Origin of the sequence: Heyndrickxia sp. NPDC080065, from assembly GCF_050281185.1 — a bacterium.
Taxonomy (GTDB): Bacteria; Bacillota; Bacilli; order Bacillales; family Bacillaceae_C; genus Heyndrickxia.
In genome coordinates this window covers 227,555-247,738 of sequence record NZ_JBNNWS010000004.1, presented here as the reverse complement: position 1 = coordinate 247,738, position 20,184 = coordinate 227,555, and the positions used below count along the sequence as shown (strand labels likewise).

The window sequence follows — 20,184 nt, the reverse complement described above, 5'->3', positions numbered from 1 at the left end:
TTAAACACCCTACATCGAAGTAGGGTGTTTTTTTTCGGGGAGGATGAAGAAAATGAGCCATTTACTAACAATGTCAGATCTTAAGAAAAACGAAATAATGGAGATTTTACAGGACGCTGAACAATTTTCGCGAGGAAGCATTTGGACATCACCTCAGAAAATATATGCTACCAATCTTTTCTTTGAGCCGAGTACAAGAACAAAATGCAGCTTTGAAATAGCTGAGAGAAAGTTAGGATTCGAGGTTATACCTTTTGAAGTAAGTACTTCAAGTTGGCAGAAAGGTGAATCTCTTTATGACACTGTTAAAACGTTAGAGTCTATTGGAGTAAATATAGCCGTCATACGTCATGAACTTAATCATTTCTATGAAGAGTTAATTCCAAATATTAAGATCCCGATCATTAATGGCGGAGATGGCTGTGGTCAACATCCTACTCAATCACTATTAGATTTATTTACTATCAAACAGGAATTTGGAAGTTTCGAAGAATTAAATATTGCTATTATCGGTGATGTATCTCATAGTCGTGTTGCTCGGTCAAATATGGAGGCATTAAAAATGCTCGGAGCAAATGTAGTATTTTCAGGACCGCCTGAATGGTTTGATGAATCATTTTCTTTAGGAAAATATGTACCAATTGACCAAGCAATTGAACAATCGGATGTTGTGATGCTTTTAAGAATACAGCATGAACGACATCAAGGGGATATGCTATTTACAGCGGAGCAATATCATGCTCAATTTGGTTTAACTATTGAACGTGAAAAAAGGATGAAAAAAGGGAGTATTATTATGCATCCTGCTCCAATTAATCGTGGTGTTGAAATAGCAGATTCATTAGTTGAAAGTGAAAAATCTAGAATTTTTAAGCAAATGGAGAATGGTGTATATATTCGAATGGCTGTTCTCAAAAGAGCGATAGAAAATACATTAAGGGGCTGTTTACATGAACTACATTATTAAAAACGGAAAAATTTTAGATAAAGATGGAAATTTGATAAAAGCAGATATAAGAATTCAAGATGGAGTTATCCATGAAATTGGCGTGAATATACAAAATACTGGAGAAAAAGAACTTGATGTAAGAGGGCATTTAATTACACCTGGCTTTCTCGATTTACATATTCATTTAAGGGAACCTGGAGGAGAACATAAAGAAACGATTGAAACAGGAACTTTAGCTGCAGCTAAGGGTGGATTTACAACAGTTGCATGCATGCCTAATACGAAGCCGGTGCCGGATACACCAGAGCAAATGCAATGGCTAATGAACCGAATAAAGGAAACTGCATATGTAAGAGTTTTGCCATATGCAGCAATTACAATAAATCAAGCTGGAAATGAATTAACGAATTTTGCTGGCTTAAAAGATGCAGGTGCTTTTGCCTTCACAGATGATGGAGTAGGAGTACAAACAGCTGGAATGATGTATGAAGCAATGAAGCGGGCAGCAGAGCTGAATATGGCAGTTGTTGCACACTGTGAAGATAATTCACTAATCTATGGTGGGGCTGTACATGAAGGTGAGTTCTCAAAAAAACATGGAATTTCAGGAATTCCATCAATCTGTGAATCTGTTCATATTGCCAGAGATGTTTTACTCGCAGAGGCTGCAGGCTGTCATTATCATGTTTGTCACATTAGTACAAAAGAATCTGTTCGTGTGGTAAGGGATGCAAAAAAAGCTGGAATTAAAGTGACGGCTGAGGTTACTCCGCATCACTTATTATTATGTGAAGAGGACATTCCAAGCTTGGATACAAATTATAAAATGAATCCACCATTACGTGGAAAAGAAGATCGTGATGCATTAATAGAAGGGTTATTAGATGGCACCATTGATTTTATAGCAACTGACCATGCTCCGCATACGAGTGAAGAAAAAGCAAAAGGGATGGGTGCTGCACCATTTGGAATTGTTGGCCTTGAAACAGCCTTCCCACTGCTTTATACACATTGTGTAGAGAAAGGAATTTTTACACTAAAACAATTAGTTGATTGGTTAACAATAGCTCCTGCAAACGCATTTGGTCTTTCTCTTGGGAAATTAGAAGTAGGAAGTACTGCAGATATTACCGTAATTGATTTACAAATGACAGAAAAAATTAATCCTGAACAATTTAAATCAAAAGGGAGAAATACACCATTTACGAATTGGCAATGTCAAGGCTGGCCAGTAGCAACTATGGTTGGTGGAGAATGGAAATGGATGAATGGAGGGGCAATTCAATGATAAGACAATTGATTTTAGAAGATGGAACAATCATGACTGGTAAAGCATTTGGGAGTGAGATTGAAACAATCGGCGAGGTTGTTTTCACAACCGGGATGACAGGCTATCAAGAAACAATTACTGATCCATCTTTCTGTGGTCAGATTGTCACTCTTACATATCCACTCATCGGAAATTATGGGATTAATCGCGATGATTTTGAATCTATTCAACCTGCAATTAAAGGATTGATTGTGAAAGAAGCAGCGGATTTCCCGTCAAACTGGCGAAATGAAATGACGTTAGATGAATTTTTGAAATTGAAAAATATTCCTGGAATTTCAGGATTAGATACGCGAAAATTAACGAGGATCATTCGCCGCTTTGGAACTTTAAAAGGCGCTATATGTAACGGCTCTGTAAATCCAGAAGAAATAATTAAACGATTAAAATCAGAAACTATGCCAACAAATCAAGTAGAACAAGTATCTACACAAAAGCCTTACCCAAGCCCAGGGCGAGGACATCATGTTGTATTAGTAGATTTCGGTTCAAAGCACGGAATATTAAGAGAGTTAAATAAAAGGGGCTGCGATGTAACGGTTGTCCCATATAATACGAAAGCATCTGACATTCTCGCTTTAAAACCAGATGGTATTATGCTTTCTAATGGACCTGGAGATCCAAAAGATGTCCCAGATGCCATTCAAATGATTCGAGAAATATTAGGTGAAATACCATTATTCGGAATCTGTTTAGGGCATCAATTATTTGCATTAGCTAGCGGGGCTGACACATATAAATTAAAATTCGGTCACCGTGGATCTAATCATCCGGTAAAGGATTTACGGACAGGAAAAGTGTTCTTTACATCCCAAAACCATGGCTATGCAGTTGAAGAAGAATCAATCGATACGAATATGATTCGAGTGACACAAAGAAATGTAAATGATGGAACGATTGAAGGTCTTGCACACATAATCCATCCGGCATTTACAGTCCAATATCATCCTGAAGCATCACCTGGTCCTGAAGATACAAATTTCTTATTTGATCAATTTTTAACAAGTATTGAACAATGGAAAGGATTGGTGAAACAAAATGGCTAAACGAAAAGATATTAAAAGTATTCTTGTCATCGGTTCAGGACCGATAATCATCGGTCAAGCAGCGGAATTCGATTATGCGGGTACTCAAGCATGTCTGGCATTGAAAGAAGAAGGGTATCGAGTTATTCTCGTAAATTCCAATCCTGCAACAATTATGACAGATACAGAAATTGCAGATGTTGTTTATATCGAGCCAATCACATTAGAATTTGTTAGCAGAATCATTCGCAAGGAAAGACCTGATGCGATTTTGCCAACATTAGGTGGGCAAACAGGTCTAAATATGGCAATGGAACTATCAAATGCTGGAATTTTGGAAGAATGTAATGTCGAAGTTTTAGGAACGAAGCTTTCTGCGATAAAACAAGCAGAGGATCGTGATGAGTTTCGGAGTTTAATGCAGAAATTAAATGAACCTGTACCAGAAAGTGAAATTATTCATTCCCTTGATGAAGCAATAGAGTTCGTTAATAAAATTGGCTACCCAGTCATTGTGCGACCTGCCTATACTTTAGGAGGTACTGGCGGCGGAATCTGTGAAAATCTTGAGGAATTAACTGAAATTGTAACATCTGGATTGAAGAACAGTCCTGTTCACCAATGTTTACTTGAGAAAAGTATTGCCGGATATAAGGAAATAGAATATGAAGTAATGCGCGACGCTAATGATAATGCAATTGTTGTCTGCAACATGGAGAATATTGACCCAGTAGGTATTCATACTGGTGATTCGATCGTCGTAGCACCAAGTCAAACATTAAGCGACAGAGAATATCATTTGCTGCGTAATGTATCTTTAAAGATTATTCGTGCATTAGGAATTGAAGGTGGATGTAATGTTCAGCTAGCTCTCGACCCATATAGCTTTAATTACTATATCATTGAGGTTAATCCGAGGGTCAGCCGATCATCTGCATTAGCTTCAAAAGCAACAGGATATCCGATTGCTAAGCTTGCTGCCAAAATTGCGGTAGGACTTACTTTAGATGAAATGATGAATCCAGTTACAGGAAAAACCTATGCATGCTTTGAACCGGCGTTGGACTATGTTGTAACAAAAATCCCACGTTTTCCATTTGATAAATTTGAATCGGCAAATCGTCGTTTAGGTACTCAAATGAAAGCAACTGGTGAAGTAATGGCGATCGGCAGAACATTTGAGGAATCATTATTAAAAGCCGTACGCTCATTGGAAAGTAGTGTATACCACCTTGAATTGAATAAAGCAGAAGAATTCAGCGATGACATAATTGAAAAAAGAATTCGTAAAGCTGGTGATGAACGGATCTTTTATGTAAGCGAAGCGATTCGAAGAGGGGTAACAATAGAAATTATTCATGAATGGAGTAAAATTGATCTCTTCTATCTTCATAAAATCAAAAAAATTATTCAATTAGAAGCTTTCTTATTGGGTCATCCATTTGATAAAGAAATAGCACAGCAAGCGAAGGAAATTGGTTTTTCAGATAATAAACTTGCTAAGCTTTGGAATACTGATGAGAAAAAAGTGTATGATTGGAGAAAAGAACATCAACTAATCCCTGTATATAAAATGGTTGACACATGTGCCGCGGAATTTGAATCTGAAACACCATATTATTATGGAACGTATGAAGAGGAAAATGAATCAATTGTCACAAATAAGAAAAGTGTTATTGTGCTTGGGTCCGGCCCAATTCGTATCGGTCAAGGAGTAGAGTTCGACTATGCCACTGTTCATTCTGTTTGGGCGATACAGGAAGCTGGGTATGAAGCAATCATCATAAATAGCAATCCTGAAACAGTATCTACCGATTTTAGTATATCTGATAAATTGTATTTTGAGCCTTTGACGATTGAAGATGTCATGCATATCATTGATTTAGAAAATCCTGAAGGTGTTGTTGTCCAGTTTGGCGGACAAACAGCAATCAATTTAGCATCACAATTGGTTGAAAGAGGCGTGAAAATTCTCGGTACATCATTAGAAAGCTTGGATCGTGCAGAAAATCGCGATAAATTTGAACAGGCGTTAGAAGAATTAAATATTCGTCAGCCTCTTGGAAAGACTGCCTTTTCAGTTGAAGAAGCAGTTAAAATTGCCGGAGAAATTGGCTATCCAGTTCTTGTTCGACCTTCATATGTACTTGGAGGGCGTGCGATGGAAATTGTTTATCATGAACAAGAATTATATCATTACATGAAAACAGCGGTTCAGGTAAATCCAGAGCATCCAGTACTAGTTGACCGCTATTTAGTTGGAAAAGAAATTGAAGTAGATGCGATTTGTGACGGCGAACAAATTCTTATACCAGGTATTATGGAGCATATTGAACGTGCTGGTGTCCATTCTGGAGATTCAATCGCCCTCTATCCTCCACAAAATATATCTGAAGCAATGAAAGCAAAGATTGTAGATTACACAACAAAATTAGCTAAAGGATTAAATATCATTGGATTGTTAAATATTCAATATGTCATTTCTAATGATGAACTTTATGTAATAGAAGTGAATCCGCGTTCCAGTCGAACAGTTCCATTTCTGAGCAAAATCACCAATGTGCCGATGGCTAATTTAGCAACTAAGGTTATTATAGGACATACATTAAATGAATTAGGGTATGGTACGGGACTTGTGGATGAGAAGCGCGGAGTATATGTAAAGGTACCTGTATTCTCATTTGCAAAGCTTAGAGGCGTCGATATTACATTAGGACCTGAAATGAAATCAACAGGTGAAGTAATGGGTAAAGATTTGACACTGGAAAAAGCCCTTTATAAAGGTTTAGTTGCATCAGGAATGAAGATACAAAACTATGGTACTGTATTATTTACTGTATCTGATAAAGATAAGCAGGAATCTATTCAACTTGCGAAACGATTTGAAGCGATAGGATTTAGATTAATGGCGACTAGCGGTACAGCTGATCAATTAAAAATAAATGGTCTACATGTTGAGATCGTTGACAAAATTGGTTCTGAAGGGGTTACCCTATTAGATGTCATTCGAAATGGAAATGTACAAATGGTTATTAACACTTTAACAAAAGGGAAGCAGCCGGAAAGAGATGGGTTCCGTATTCGTCGTGAAGCTGTCGAAAATAATATCCCTTGCTTAACATCTCTGGATACAGCTGCAGCTATTCTTGATGTCTTAGAATCTATGACATTTTCTTCTGAAGCAATGCCAGCAACTGAACAAAAGAAAGAAGCGGTCCAATTATGATCAAACAAGAAAAGATGAAAGTTATTTCACACCAGTTAATCGCTGAAAATATTTATGAACTCACATTAGAAGGTTCATTAGTCAATGAAATGAATCAGCCAGGACAATTTGTCCATCTTCGTGTAGCTGATGCTGCTGAACCTTTATTGCGCAGACCGATCAGCATCGCAGAGATTGATAAAGAAAACAGGCAATTTACAATGATTTACCGTGCAGAGGGAAAAGGGACAAAATTGCTTTCCCATAAAAAACAAGGTGAAACAATAGATGTTCTAGGACCATTAGGAAATGGTTTTCCAGTTGAAAGAAAAAAAGGTGAGAAAGCTGTCTTAGTAGGTGGAGGAATTGGAGTTCCTCCTCTCTATGAATTATCCAAACGACTTGTTCGTCAAGGTGTAGAAGTTATTCATATTTTAGGACATGAGACGGAGAGTAAAGTGTTTTATGTTGAGCAGTTCAAAAGTCTAGGAAAAACCTATATCGCAACTGTTGATGGCTCTTTAGGAACGAAAGGGTTTGTTACGGATGTTATGGATCAGGAGAATCTTGCATTTGATTGCCTTTTTGCATGTGGACCAATGCCTATGTTAAAAGCATTGGAAAATAACTATTCATCAATTGAGGGATATATTTCATTAGAAAAAAGGATGGGATGTGGGATAGGTGCCTGTTTAGCATGTGTCTGTCAGCTTTCCGATGACCCATCTGGAACGAAATATCGAAAGGTTTGTAGTGATGGACCTGTTTTTAGAATGGGAGAGGTGATCTTATGAACCGGATAAATGTTGAGCTGCCAGGACTTTCGTTGAAAAATCCAGTAATTCCTGCTTCAGGCTGTTTTGGGTTCGGGAAAGAATACAGTCAGTTTTATGATTTAAGTCTGCTTGGTTCTATTATGATAAAAGCAACAACATTTGAAGCAAGATATGGAAATCCAACCCCACGTGTAGCGGAAACACCTGCTGGAATGCTGAATGCGATTGGATTGCAAAATCCAGGACTTCAATCAGTATTAGAAAATGAATTGCCTTGGTTAGAGCAATTTGATCTTCCTATCATTGCAAATGTGGCGGGTTCACAAACGGAAGATTATGTTGCGGTAGCGCAAAGCATTTCGAAGGCACCAAATGTTCATGCGCTTGAATTAAATATTTCCTGTCCGAATGTAAAAACGGGAGGAATTGCTTTTGGAACTATTCCTGAGATAGCGAAGGAATTAACGAAGAAGGTAAAGGAAGTATCAGAAGTACCTGTTTATGTAAAGTTATCACCCAATGTTTCTAATATAGTAGATATGGCGAAAGCAGTAGAAGCTGCTGGTGCAGATGGATTAACCATGATTAATACTTTAGTCGGGATGAATATTGATATTCGTACAGGTAAGCCTATTTTAGCCAATCGTACAGGTGGATTATCAGGCCCAGCGATCAAACCTATTGCGATTCGAATGATTTATGAAGTTAGTCAGGAAGTAAACATTCCAATTATTGGAATGGGTGGAATTCAATCTGTAGAAGACATTATTGAGTTTTTCTATGCAGGCGCTAGTGCAATTGCTGTCGGAACAGCGAACTTTATTGATCCTTTTATTTGTCCTAAACTAATTGATGAACTACCAAATAAACTAGATGAATTAGGGATTTCTCATATTTCGGAAATAATAGGAAGGAGTTGGAAACAACTATGATTAACACACCAATTATTGCATTAGATTTTCCAGATTACGACTCCACTATGGAATTTTTAAAACAATTTAATTCAGAATCACTTTATGTCAAGGTTGGAATGGAATTATTTTATCAATCAGGTCCAGCTTTAATTGATCAATTAAAAACATTTGGACATAAAATATTTCTTGATTTAAAACTTCATGATATTCCAAATACGGTTGGGCAGGCGATGAAAGGTCTGGCTGCCCTTGAAGTGGACATGGTGAATGTACATGCTGCAGGCGGCTTAAAAATGATGGAGGCTGCACTTGAGGGATTAGAAGCTGGTACAAAAAGTGGAAAGGAACGGCCATTATTAATTGCTGTCACACAATTGACAAGTACGTCAGAAGAACAAATGCAAAAAGAGCAATTAATTCATCATTCATTAATGGAGTCTGTCATTCACTATGCCAAGCTTACCTATCAAGCAGGTCTAGATGGTGTGGTTTGTTCGGCACTTGAGGCAGATCAAATCCGTAAAAACACTAGTAATCGATTTATACGTGTTACACCCGGAATTCGTTTAGAGGGTGATGCAGCAAATGATCAAATTCGTGTGGTAACTCCACAAAAAGCACGAAATATTGGTTCATCAGCTATTGTTGTAGGAAGATCGATTACAAAATCAGAGACACCTTTACAGACCTACTTACAGATTAAACAATTATGGGAGGAAAATTAAATGACAAATTCAAATACGATTGCAGAACAACTTTTATCCATCGGTGCTGTTCATTTGAAACCAAATGAACCATTTACATGGACATCTGGCATCCATTCCCCAATCTATTGTGATAATCGTTTAACACTTTCTTACCCAGAAATAAGAAAAGACATTGCAAAAGGATTAGTAGGTTTAATTAAAGAACATTTTAAAGATGTCGAAATTATTGCAGGTACTGCAACTGCTGGAATTCCTCATGCGGCATGGGTAAGTGATTTGATGGACCTCCCAATGTGTTATGTACGTTCAAAAGCAAAAGGGCATGGAAAAGGGAATCAAATTGAAGGTAAAGTATCTAGTGGCAAAAAAGTAGTTGTTGTTGAAGACTTAATTTCAACAGGTGGAAGTGTCATTACTGCTGTTGAAGCTTTAAGACAAGCTGGCTGTGAAGTATTAGGTGTCGTTTCTATCTTTACGTATGAACTTGAAGATGGAAAAAAACAACTAAAAAGTCATGGAATTTCTTCATTTTCTTTAGCTACATATTCAACACTAATAGAGTCCGCTCTCAAAAATAAAGTTATTGAAGAAATAGATCTTGCGACTTTAAGAGAATGGCGTGAAAACCCAACTGAATGGAATAAGTAAATGAATGAGGGACTATCCAAATATAGCGGATAGTCCCTTTTTATTATTGCTTCATTTCTAATACTTTGTCGGCATTCGGTGTAACAAAAATGGTTTGCTGCTGTTCATAGATGACGAATCCAGGCTTGGCTCCATTAGGTTTTTTTACATATCTTACTTTTGTATAATCTACTGGAACTGAAGAGGATTCTTTTGCTTTACTATAATAGGCAGCAAGATTGGCTGCTTCTAAAATGGTTGTTTCACTAGGGTTTTTGCTGCGAATGACGACATGGGAACCTGGGATATCCTTTGTATGTAACCAAATTTCATCCCTTGCAGCTACTTTATTCGTTAAATAATCATTTTGTTTATTGTTTTTTCCTACTAAAATATCAGTCCCATCAGAGGAAGTGTACGTCTCTAGCGTAATTTTTTGTATCTTAGTCTTAGAGCCTCGCTTTTGTTTCATTCGTATATAGCCTTCTTCAGCTAATTCAATACGAATTTCTTCAATGTCTTTCGGAGATGCGGATTCCAATTGCTGTAGCAGATTTTCAAAATATTGAACTTCTAAAGCTGCCTTTTCAATTTGTTCTTGCACGACAATAATAGCCGTTTTTGCCTTCTGATATTTTGAAAAATACCCTTGAGCATTCCCCGAAGGTGTTTTTCTAGGATCTAGAGGAATGGTGATCTCACCCGCATTTTCATCATAATAATTGATTACTTTTATTTCATCCATACCTTTTTTAACTAGATGGAGATTTGCAGTTAATAGTTCTCCAAATAGTTGAAAGCGATCTGCATTTTGAGCCTCAGCTAAGGTTGCTTTTAATTTTTCAATTTTAACCTCATTTTTTTCTTTTTCATTTTTAATAAATCTTTCTAAATCATGCCCCTGTTGCTTAACACGATCTCTTTCTGCTTTTCCGAAATAAAAACGATCAAGCATCTCACTTAATGTAGAAAATGATTTTTCTTCACCTTGTAAATAAGTAATTGGAAGTATATAAAATACTTCTTTACCATTTGCTTGAATAATTGAAGGAGAATAGTTATGCTTAATTATTTCATTCACTACACTTATAAATGCTTCAGGCAAAGTGATTTTATTCGCTAAGCCAGACAGGTGAACAATTTCCTTTGCAAAAAGTGGTGATAGTCCTGCAAAATGTTCTACCAGTTGTTTGTCAATTTTTCCACTGTTAAAATCAAGTTTCCTTAAAATATCTTCTTCAGATAATTGTAAGGGATTCAATTTATCTTGTTTTGGAGGGAAGATATATTGATGTCCAGGCAGGATTGTACGATAACTATTAATAGCAGAAGGGACATGTTTTATACTGTCTAGTATCATATTTTTTTCTTTATCGACTAATATAATATTACTATGGCGCCCCATAATTTCTACATATAGCTGTTTATAAGAAATATCACCAATTTCATTTCGACCTTTTATTTCGAAAACAATGACGCGATCCAGGTCCGCTTGATATATATCTTCAATAAAATATCCTTCAAGATGTTTCCTTAACAACATACAAAACATAGATGGTTCTGGAGGATTTTCATGTTGTTCATTCGTCAGCTGGATCCTTGCATAACTAGGGTGAGCAGAAATAAGTAGTTTATGATTTTCACCATTTGCACGTGTAACAATAATGATCTCATTTTTATAAGGCTGATGAATTTTATTTATCCTTCCGCCTTTTATTGTATCGGCAAGTTCTTTCGTCATTGCCCTTGTAAATAAACCGTCAAAAGACATAATTAACATACCTCACTTGAAAAATTTCGTTTCATAATGTCCAGCTGCGGCTCCTAGCCCCTCGAGGTCAAATGTTCTCCAACCATTGAAGTCAAAGGGCAGACTTCAATGGTTGGAGAACATTTGCTTGTCGGGTCTGAACAGTCGCCTCCGCTTTTCTAATAATTATATCATTTTTTGGGACGAGTCTGAATATCTTGCTAATAGTAGGACAACTATGGTTTCGGTAAGGGGAGAGTGTATTGTGAATGATGTTCCATGAAATGAAAGAAAAAGATGTGGAAAAGGTATTGAATACAAATATTGAACAAGGGCTGTCTGCAAGTGATGTAGAAAAGAAAAGAAAGCAATTTGGCTGGAATGAACTGCAAGAAGGAGAAAAACAATCGGCATTCATGCTTTTTATCAGTCAATTTAAAGACTTTATGGTATTGGTGCTATTAGCAGCTACATTAATATCGGGCCTTTTAGGGGAATACATGGATGCAATTGTAATTATTGCTATTGTATTTGTTAATGGTTTTCTAGGTTTTTTTCAAGAAAGAAAAGCAGAAAAATCATTAAATGCTCTTAAGGAATTATCTGCGCCGCAAGTGATAGTCCTTCGTGACGGAGAGTGGCAAAAGATTTTATCGAAAGAGGTAGTTGTTGGAGATATAATCAAGTTTTCTAGTGGGGATCGAATTGGAGCCGATGTCAGATTAGTTCAAACGGTTAACCTCGAGATTGAAGAATCTGCATTAACAGGTGAATCAGTTCCTGCTGTAAAGTCTACCAATACAGTAACTGATAAAAAAGCCAGTTTAGGGGATTTAGAGAACATGGCTTTTATGGGAACAATGGTGACTCGAGGAAATGGTATGGGGATAGTTACAGGAATTGGTATGAATACTGCAATGGGAAAAATTGCAGATATGATTCAAAATGCCGAAACATTGATTACACCGTTACAACGAAGGTTAGAACAACTTGGGAAAATCTTAATCACAATTGCCCTTTTATTAACTGTACTAGTCGTCATTGCAGGTGTTGTTCATGGTCATGATATGTTTACTATGTTTTTGGCCGGTGTTTCTTTAGCGGTAGCAGCTATTCCAGAAGGACTTCCTGCCATTGTTACGATTGCATTATCACTAGGTGTCCAACGAATGATACGAAAAAATGCAATCGTTCGAAAACTACCTGCTGTAGAAACTTTAGGTTGTGCATCGGTTATTTGCTCAGATAAAACAGGAACTCTCACACAAAATAAAATGACGGTCACTCATTTATGGAGTGGAGGAACTACTTGGACACTATCTGGTACGGGATATCAACCTGAAGGCAGCTTTTATTTAGATTCACAGAAGATTAATCCTCAGAATGAGAAAAGCTTGTTTCAACTTCTAACATTCGGTTTACTTTGTAATCATGCTGAATTGAAATTTCGGGAAGATGAATTTGTAATTGATGGTGACCCTACAGAAGGAGCATTACTTGTTTCAGCAATGAAAGCTGGACTAGATAGGGAGACATTATTAGGTCAATTTACTATAGAAAAAGAATTTCCATTCGATTCAACTAGAAAAATGATGAGTATAGTTGTAAAAGATAAACATGGTAAAAGATTTGTCATTACTAAAGGTGCTCCGGATGTATTAATTAGTTTGAGCGAATCAGTTCTATGGAATGGAAGGCAACAATATTTACAAAGTGAATTACAAAACACTATCCAAACGTCAGTAGAAACTTTAGCATCAATGGCATTACGTACTATTGCAATTGCTTTCAAGCCAATCAAGGAACAAACGATTATTATGCATGAATCTGAGGCTGAAAAAGGGCTAACATTTATTGGTATACAAGGGATGATTGATCCTCCGCGCCAAGAAGTAAAACAGGCAATAAAGGAATGTCGTGAGGCAGGCATAAAAACCGTGATGATTACTGGTGATCATGTAATAACAGCTAAAGCGATTGCTAAACAATTAGGTATTCTAAGAGGAAATGGAAAAGTTATTGAAGGAACAGAATTAAATGAACTTTCTATTGAGGACCTTGAAAAAGTAGTGGAGGATGTAGCTGTTTTTGCTAGGGTTTCACCTGAACATAAATTAAAAATTGTAAAATCACTACAAAATTGTGGTCATATTGTAGCAATGACGGGCGATGGAGTAAATGATGCTCCTGCGATAAAATCTGCCGATATTGGTATTGCTATGGGGATTACAGGAACAGATGTAGCGAAGGAAGCATCTTCTCTAATTCTTTTGGATGATAATTTTGCCACTATTAAAGCAGCTATATATGAAGGTAGAAATATTTATGAAAACATACGTAAATTTGTTCGATATTTACTTGCATCGAATGTCGGTGAAATTTTAGTTATGTTATTTGCTATGCTTTTATCCCTTCCATTACCACTTGTGCCAATACAAATATTATGGGTAAATCTTGTAACTGATGGATTGCCAGCTATGGCGTTAGGGCTAGATCAACCAGAAGAAGATGTAATGAAACGAAAACCACGTCAACAGACGGAAGGTATTTTTGCTAGGAGACTAGGCTGGAAAGTTATTTCGAGAGGCTTTTTAATCGGATTTGTTACCTTAATTGCTTTCCTTACAATTTATCGGAACAATCCGGATCGATTAGCTTATGCTCAGACGGTAGCATTTGCAACGCTTGTGTTAACTCAGTTAATTCATGTTTTTGATTGCCGTAGTGAAATATCCATTTTTTCTCGAAATCCTTTTGGGAATATGTACCTAGTATGGTCAGTTGTTTCGTCTATATTATTAATGTTAGTAGTCATTTATGTTCCAGCATTTCAACCAATTTTCCACACGATTCCGATTATTCCGAGAGATTGGTTGCTTATAATTGGTATGAGCTCCATTCCAACTTTTTTACTAGCAGGTTCACTTTTTATAAGAAAAAAAGTGTAAAATATGGTATAATACAAAAGGTAATAGGGTTATACTCTATTACCTTTCTTTTTTCAGGAAATCGTCTATAATATTGGTGGTACATGCTATCCAATGTTTACATATTAATTTCCAAATAGATAAAGGGATGTGATATTGTTGGTATATAGCATGACAGGGTATGGAAGTAGTAAAAAAGAGTCCTCACTATTTGGAGTAACTGTAGAAATTAAATCAGTTAATCATCGATTTTGTGAAATAAACATACGTATGCCAAGGCAATTAATGAAAATAGATGATAAAATAAGAAAGAAAATAAGCGAATACATTAAAAGAGGACGAATAGAGGTTTTTGTTATAATTGAGGGAGAAGAATTAACAAGAAGAAGTCTGCATATTGACTGGAATTTACTTGATGATTATTATCAGTTTATAGACAAATTAAAAACAAAATATGATCTTCAGGAACCAATTCATTTAAAGGACTTATTAACAAATGAAAATCTCTTAGAAATTGTAGAAAAAGAGGATGAAAATGAGGAAATTAATGATCTAGTTTTGGATGCAGTTGAAGAAGCAGTCCAAAATCTATTGTCTATGCGAAAAGTAGAAGGGAAAGAGCTTTTACAGGATCTTTCTAATCAGTTGAATCGTTTTAGTCAATTACTTGAAGAGATAAAAAAATTTGCTCCATTTGTTATAGAACAATATCAAACACGGTTGGTTAGTCGGATAAAGGAATATACAGAAGACTTATTTGATGAAGCAAGAGTGCTCACAGAAGTTGGGATTTTTGCAGATAAAGCAGACATCAATGAAGAGATAACCAGATTAGAGAGCCATCTTTCCCAATTCAAAAATACGATATTGATTGATGAACCTATTGGAAGAAAGCTTGATTTCATGATTCAGGAAATGAATCGAGAGATCAATACAATTGGATCGAAAGCAAATCATTCCCAAATTGCAACTTATGTAGTTGAGTTAAAAACAACATTGGAAAAAATGCGTGAACAAGTACAAAATATTGAATAACGATTAATTATTTTATTTCGATTCAAAAATAGACTATTTGTGCATCTGGGGGATAATAATGTCTATAAAGCTTATAAACATTGGTTTTGGTAATATAGTTTCGGCAAATCGAATTATTTCTATTGTAAGTCCAGAGTCTGCTCCAATTAAGCGTTTAATTCAGGATGCCAGGGATCGTGGTAACTTAATCGATGCTACCTATGGTCGACGTACTCGAGCAGTAATTATCATGGATAATGACCATGTTATACTATCTGCTGTACAACCTGAAACAGTAGCACATCGTCTTGGAAATAAGGACGATAATGGAGAAGAAGGGTAGGATTTTTTAATGAAAGAAAAAGGGTTATTGATTGTTCTCTCTGGACCTTCCGGTGTAGGTAAGGGTACAGTAAGAAAGGCTATTTTTTCGCAAGGTAATACTAAATTTGAATATTCTATCTCAATGACTACTCGTAAACCTAGAGAAGGTGAAGTAGATGGGGTGGACTATTTTTTTAAATCTAGAGAAGAGTTTGAGGCACTAATTAAACAAGACAAATTATTAGAGTATGCCGAATATGTTGGTAATTATTATGGTACTCCAATTGATTATGTAAAAGATACTTTGGATTCGGGAAAAGATGTTTTCTTAGAAATTGAAGTACAAGGAGCAAAGCAAGTAAGGGAGAAATTCCCAGAGGGACTGTTTATTTTTCTAGCTCCGCCAAGTCTTTCAGAATTACAATCCCGTATTGTGACAAGAGGAACAGAATCAGACGATTTAATCAATAATCGTATGAAAGAAGCAAGAAAAGAAATCGAACTTATGAGCTTATATGACTATGTAGTTGAAAACGACAAAGTGGAGGCAGCTTGTGAACGAATTAATTCAATCGTTCAAGCAGAACATTGCCGTACTAAGCGTGTTGCACCACGATATATCAAAATGCTGGAGGTTGAATAAAAATGCTATATCCTTCTATTGACAAATTACTTAAAATTATTGATTCAAAATATTCCTTAGTTTCCGTGGCTGCTAAACGTGCGAGAAATCTTCAAGAGGATGGGAAAGAAACTCTTGATCATTTTGTTTCAAAAAAATATGTAGGTAAAGCACTTGAAGAAATTTATGCAAAAACACTTGTTATTAATAAAAATGATGAGAAAGATCATTTATAATACTAAGGCTGTTTTCGCCTTACCATAAAACAACCTATTTGTTTAGGTTGTTTTTTCTTTTAACTTAGGAGAAAATTATTCATAATAAAATTAAAATCCTAGTTGAATTTTCTCAGAAAAGAGAAAGTATTCGCAATACATAAATGGGGGATTTATTGTGGAAGGTAAGAAAATATTATTATGTGTAACAGGCGGAATTGCCGTATATAAAGCTGCAGCATTAACCAGCAAATTAACTCAGGCTGGAGCAAATGTAAAAATTATCATGAGTGCTTCTGCTTGTGAATTTGTTACACCTCTAACATTTCAAGCGCTTTCAAGGAATGACGTTTATACAGATACATTTGATGAAAAAAATTCTAAGGTTATCGCACATATAGATTTAGCAGACTGGGCAGATCTTGTACTAATTGCTCCAGCAACTGCAAATATAATTGGTAAGTTAGCAAATGGAATTGCTGATGATATGATTACAACGACATTACTTGCAACAACTGCACCTGTTTGGGTTGCACCAGCAATGAATGTACATATGTATGACCATCCAGCAGTCAAACGAAACTTAAAAACTTTATCCGAATTTGGATATAAGTTTGTCGAGCCGAGTGAAGGTTATTTAGCCTGTGGCTATGTTGGAAAAGGAAGATTAGAGGAACCAGAAAAAATTGTTTCCTTGATAACTAATTTCTTTCAACAAACATCTCAGTTATTTAAAGGGAAAACTATTTTAATTACTGCTGGTCCGACTAAAGAAAAAATTGATCCTGTACGATATTTAACTAATCGTTCTTCAGGGAAAATGGGTTATGCACTTGCAGAAGAAGCTATAAATATGGGGGCAAAAGTTATACTTATTTCAGGTGTTAATGGACTGCAAGTTCCAAGCGGTGGACAGCACATTCAAATAAATAGTGCACAGGATATGTATGAAGCTGTTATGAAATATTATAAAGAAGCAGATATTGTCATTAAAAGTGCAGCTGTAGCAGATTATCGACCAAAAGAGGTTTTTGAGCAAAAAATGAAGAAAAAGGAAGGTAATTTAGTTATAGAATTTGAAAGAACGAAAGATATTTTAAAAGAATTAGGTCAAAAACAGGATAAGCCATATCTTGTTGGATTTGCAGCAGAAACAGAGAATATTGATGAGCATGCTTGGGGTAAATTGGAACGTAAAAATGCCGACATCATTGTAGCTAATGATGTGAGTAAAGATGGTGCTGGTTTTGGTGGTGACACCAATATTGTAACAATCTATAAAAAAAATAAATCGAAAAAAGAGCTGCCGCTTTTAAGTAAACACGAGACTGCAAGCGAAATTCTTAAAGAAATTTCCCGTGAATTAAATGAGGGAACAAGTTATGCAAATAGCTAGTGTTATTGTAGATGTACCTACAATGAATACAGATAAATTGTTTGATTATTTAGTTCCAGAAAAATGGACGGATTTTATTCAGCCTGGTATGAGGGTTTCAGTTCCATTTGGTCCTAGAATGATTCAAGGATTTGTAATTGAACTAAAGGGGCATACAGATGTATCTAAATTAAAGCATATCCATGAACCTTTAGATCTCTCGCCAGTCTTAAATGAAGAATTATTAAATCTTGGGAAATGGATTGCAGAGGAAACATTATGTTTAAAGATATCTGCCTATCAAGCGATGCTTCCTGTTGCAATGAAGGCTAAATATGAAAAGGTTTTGCACCGAATTGATGAGGGAACCTGTTCTGATTTAGACAATTTATTTGGTAACAAGCTTGACATGAAGTGGAATGCAGCCGCAGATACGCAGATTCTGCCGTTGTTACAAAAGGAAGTAAAAAAAGGTACTGTAGAAGTAAGATATCTTGTGAAAAATAAAGCAAATAAAAAAACAATTCGAATAATTAGCTGCCTTTTGTCCGAAGATGCTTTAGTACAAGTGATTGATGAACTTCCCAACAATGCTCTGAAACAAAAACAAGTTCTAGAATATTTTCGTAACCAAACAAATCAAAAGTTTTCTATAAAGCAGATTTTAGATGATACGAATACGACCTCTGCTACGATTCGATCATTAATAAATAAAGGTTATTTACAAGAAGAAGAAAAAGAGGAATATCGAGATCCATACGAACATCGTCATTTTCAAAAAACGAACCCCTTTCCTTTAACAAACGAGCAGGAACAAGCGATTTCTCCTATTCTAAAATCAATAGAGGAGAATAATCATGAAACATTTTTGTTAAACGGTGTAACAGGAAGTGGCAAAACGGAAGTTTATTTACAATCAATTCAAAAAGTAATCAATATGGGAAAAGAAGCAATTGTTCTAGTACCTGAAATTTCATTAACTCCACAGATGGTTGAGCGATTTAAAGGACGCTTTGGAAATGATGTTGCAGTTCTCCATAGTGGACTTTCAATCGGTGAAAAATATGATGAATGGAGAAAAATAGAGCGGAAAGAAGCAAAAGTAGTCGTTGGAGCAAGATCAGCTATCTTTGCTCCATTTGAAAATATTGGAATTATCATCATAGATGAAGAACATGAAAATAGCTATAAACAAGAAGAAACACCTCGCTATCATGCTAGAGATATAGCGATATATAGAGGAAAGCTTCATCGCTGTCCAGTTATTTTAGGAAGTGCAACACCATCATTAGAATCCTTTGCTAGAGCACAAAAAGGTGTTTACAAACTCCTATTTATGAAAAAACGGATGAATAATCAAGAATTACCATCAGTATCGATCATTGATATGAGAGAAGAACTCCGAGAGGGAAACCGCTCGATGTTTTCTAGGGAATTATTTGAGAAATTAGTAGACCGAATGAATAAAAAGGAGCAGACTGTTCTTTTTCTAAATCGAAGAGGACATTCGTCTTTTGTTATGTGCAGGGATTGCGGCTATGTTCTTCAATGCCCGCATTGTGATATTTCAATGACTTATCATCGCTATACAAATCAGATGAAATGTCACTATTGTGGATATGAAACGGTCGTACCACAAACATGTCCTGAGTGTAACAGTGAACATATCCGATACTTTGGAACAGGGACACAGAAGGTAGAAGAGGAAATAAGTAAATTATTACCTGAAGCGAGAGTAATACGAATGGATGTGGATACTACCAGTAGAAAAGGAGCTCATGAACGTTTACTTCATCAGTTTCAAGAAGGGAAAGCAGACATTTTATTAGGAACTCAAATGATCGCAAAAGGTTTAGACTTTCCTAACATTACCCTTGTCGGAGTATTAAGTGCAGATACTATGCTCCATTTACCAGATTTTCGTGCATCGGAAAAAACATTTCAACTATTAACACAGGTTAGTGGAAGAGCGGGTAGACATCAATTAGCTGGAGAGGTTGTTATTCAAACCTATACACCGGAACATTACAGTATTGAACTCGCAGGAGAACAAGATTATGAGCAATTTTATAAAAAGGAAATGCTGATGAGAAAACTAGGCTCATATCCTCCTTTTTATTATTTATCGCTCATAACTGTTAGTCATGAGGATTTAATAAAAGTGGTGTCTACCACAGAAAAAATTGCGAAATACCTTCACTCAAGACTATCAAAAGAAGCAGTAATTCTTGGACCGGCAACATCTCCAGTACCTAGGATCAAAAATAGATATCGATACCAATGTTTGATAAAATACAAACGAGAACCCGGTTTAAAGAACCATCTCCGTTACTTACTAGAGCACTTTCAGCAACAAATCACTTCAGAAGGATTAACGATAAACATTGATGTCAATCCTTATATGATGATGTAAATAGAAAAGAG

16 protein-coding genes are annotated in these 20,184 nt (G+C 35.9%); 15 read left to right on the top strand and 1 reads right to left on the bottom strand.

Features of this window, described 5'->3' with window-relative positions:
- The first annotated feature begins 52 nt into the window (after window positions 1-52).
- From ACQKP0_RS06260 to pyrE, 8 genes are read left to right on the top strand one after another with little or no spacing between them, the layout of a single operon-like run.
- A complete protein-coding gene (locus ACQKP0_RS06260; protein WP_427404953.1) occupies window positions 53-967 on the top strand; it encodes an aspartate carbamoyltransferase catalytic subunit in 915 nt (304 codons plus the stop codon).
- Complete coding sequence (locus tag ACQKP0_RS06255) at window positions 951-2,237, top strand: dihydroorotase (protein WP_427404952.1); 1,287 nt, start codon at window positions 951-953, stop codon at window positions 2,235-2,237. Before ACQKP0_RS06260 ends, ACQKP0_RS06255 begins: the two co-directional genes overlap by 17 nt.
- On the top strand, window positions 2,234-3,325 hold the full coding sequence (locus ACQKP0_RS06250; protein WP_427404951.1) for a carbamoyl phosphate synthase small subunit: 1,092 nt from the start codon (window positions 2,234-2,236) through the stop codon (window positions 3,323-3,325). The genes ACQKP0_RS06255 and ACQKP0_RS06250 overlap by 4 nt, the downstream gene beginning before the upstream one ends.
- Complete coding sequence (gene carB, locus ACQKP0_RS06245; RefSeq protein WP_427404950.1) at window positions 3,318-6,530, top strand: carbamoyl-phosphate synthase large subunit; 3,213 nt, start codon at window positions 3,318-3,320, stop codon at window positions 6,528-6,530. Before ACQKP0_RS06250 ends, carB begins: the two co-directional genes overlap by 8 nt.
- The gene (locus ACQKP0_RS06240) at window positions 6,527-7,303 is read left to right on the top strand and encodes a dihydroorotate dehydrogenase electron transfer subunit (protein ID WP_427404949.1); all 777 of its coding nucleotides are present in this window, start codon (window positions 6,527-6,529) and stop codon (window positions 7,301-7,303) included. The genes carB and ACQKP0_RS06240 overlap by 4 nt, the downstream gene beginning before the upstream one ends.
- Window positions 7,300-8,217, top strand: coding sequence for a dihydroorotate dehydrogenase (locus tag ACQKP0_RS06235; RefSeq protein ID WP_427404948.1), 918 nt, complete (start codon window positions 7,300-7,302; stop codon window positions 8,215-8,217). Before ACQKP0_RS06240 ends, ACQKP0_RS06235 begins: the two co-directional genes overlap by 4 nt.
- Window positions 8,214-8,924, top strand: a complete 711-nt coding sequence (pyrF, locus tag ACQKP0_RS06230) for an orotidine-5'-phosphate decarboxylase (RefSeq protein WP_427404947.1) — start codon at window positions 8,214-8,216, stop codon at window positions 8,922-8,924. The genes ACQKP0_RS06235 and pyrF overlap by 4 nt, the downstream gene beginning before the upstream one ends.
- Window positions 8,925-9,554, top strand: coding sequence for an orotate phosphoribosyltransferase (pyrE, locus tag ACQKP0_RS06225; RefSeq protein WP_427404946.1), 630 nt, complete (start codon window positions 8,925-8,927; stop codon window positions 9,552-9,554).
- A gap of 43 nt (window positions 9,555-9,597) precedes the next feature.
- Here the strand turns inward: pyrE and ACQKP0_RS06220 are convergent, their stop codons facing one another.
- Window positions 9,598-11,304, bottom strand: a complete 1,707-nt coding sequence (locus ACQKP0_RS06220) for an Rqc2 family fibronectin-binding protein (protein WP_427404945.1) — start codon at window positions 11,302-11,304, stop codon at window positions 9,598-9,600.
- 248 nt (window positions 11,305-11,552) lie between these two features.
- Between ACQKP0_RS06220 and ACQKP0_RS06215 the strand changes: the two genes are divergently transcribed.
- From ACQKP0_RS06215 to priA, 7 genes are all read left to right on the top strand, one after another.
- Window positions 11,553-14,231: a calcium-translocating P-type ATPase, SERCA-type gene (locus tag ACQKP0_RS06215; protein ID WP_427404944.1), complete on the top strand. Its 2,679-nt coding sequence runs from the start codon at window positions 11,553-11,555 to the stop codon at window positions 14,229-14,231.
- 138 nt (window positions 14,232-14,369) lie between these two features.
- Window positions 14,370-15,245 (top strand): YicC/YloC family endoribonuclease, encoded by an 876-nt coding sequence (locus ACQKP0_RS06210; protein WP_427404943.1) that lies wholly within the window; start codon window positions 14,370-14,372, stop codon window positions 15,243-15,245.
- A gap of 58 nt (window positions 15,246-15,303) precedes the next feature.
- Window positions 15,304-15,567 carry an extracellular matrix/biofilm regulator RemA gene (gene remA / locus ACQKP0_RS06205; RefSeq protein ID WP_427404942.1) on the top strand — a complete coding sequence of 88 codons (264 nt, stop codon included), beginning with the start codon at window positions 15,304-15,306 and terminating at the stop codon, window positions 15,565-15,567.
- A 9-nt stretch (window positions 15,568-15,576) separates the two neighbouring features.
- The gene (gene gmk / locus ACQKP0_RS06200; RefSeq protein ID WP_427404941.1) at window positions 15,577-16,191 is read left to right on the top strand and encodes a guanylate kinase; all 615 of its coding nucleotides are present in this window, start codon (window positions 15,577-15,579) and stop codon (window positions 16,189-16,191) included.
- A gap of 2 nt (window positions 16,192-16,193) precedes the next feature.
- On the top strand, window positions 16,194-16,406 hold the full coding sequence (gene rpoZ, locus ACQKP0_RS06195) for a DNA-directed RNA polymerase subunit omega (RefSeq protein WP_427404940.1): 213 nt from the start codon (window positions 16,194-16,196) through the stop codon (window positions 16,404-16,406).
- A 154-nt stretch (window positions 16,407-16,560) separates the two neighbouring features.
- Entirely contained in the window at window positions 16,561-17,781 is a 1,221-nt protein-coding gene (gene coaBC / locus ACQKP0_RS06190) for a bifunctional phosphopantothenoylcysteine decarboxylase/phosphopantothenate--cysteine ligase CoaBC (RefSeq protein WP_427405026.1), read from the top strand.
- Complete coding sequence (gene priA / locus ACQKP0_RS06185) at window positions 17,768-20,173, top strand: primosomal protein N' (protein ID WP_427404939.1); 2,406 nt, start codon at window positions 17,768-17,770, stop codon at window positions 20,171-20,173. The genes coaBC and priA overlap by 14 nt, the downstream gene beginning before the upstream one ends.
- The last annotated feature ends 11 nt before the right edge of the window (window positions 20,174-20,184 follow it).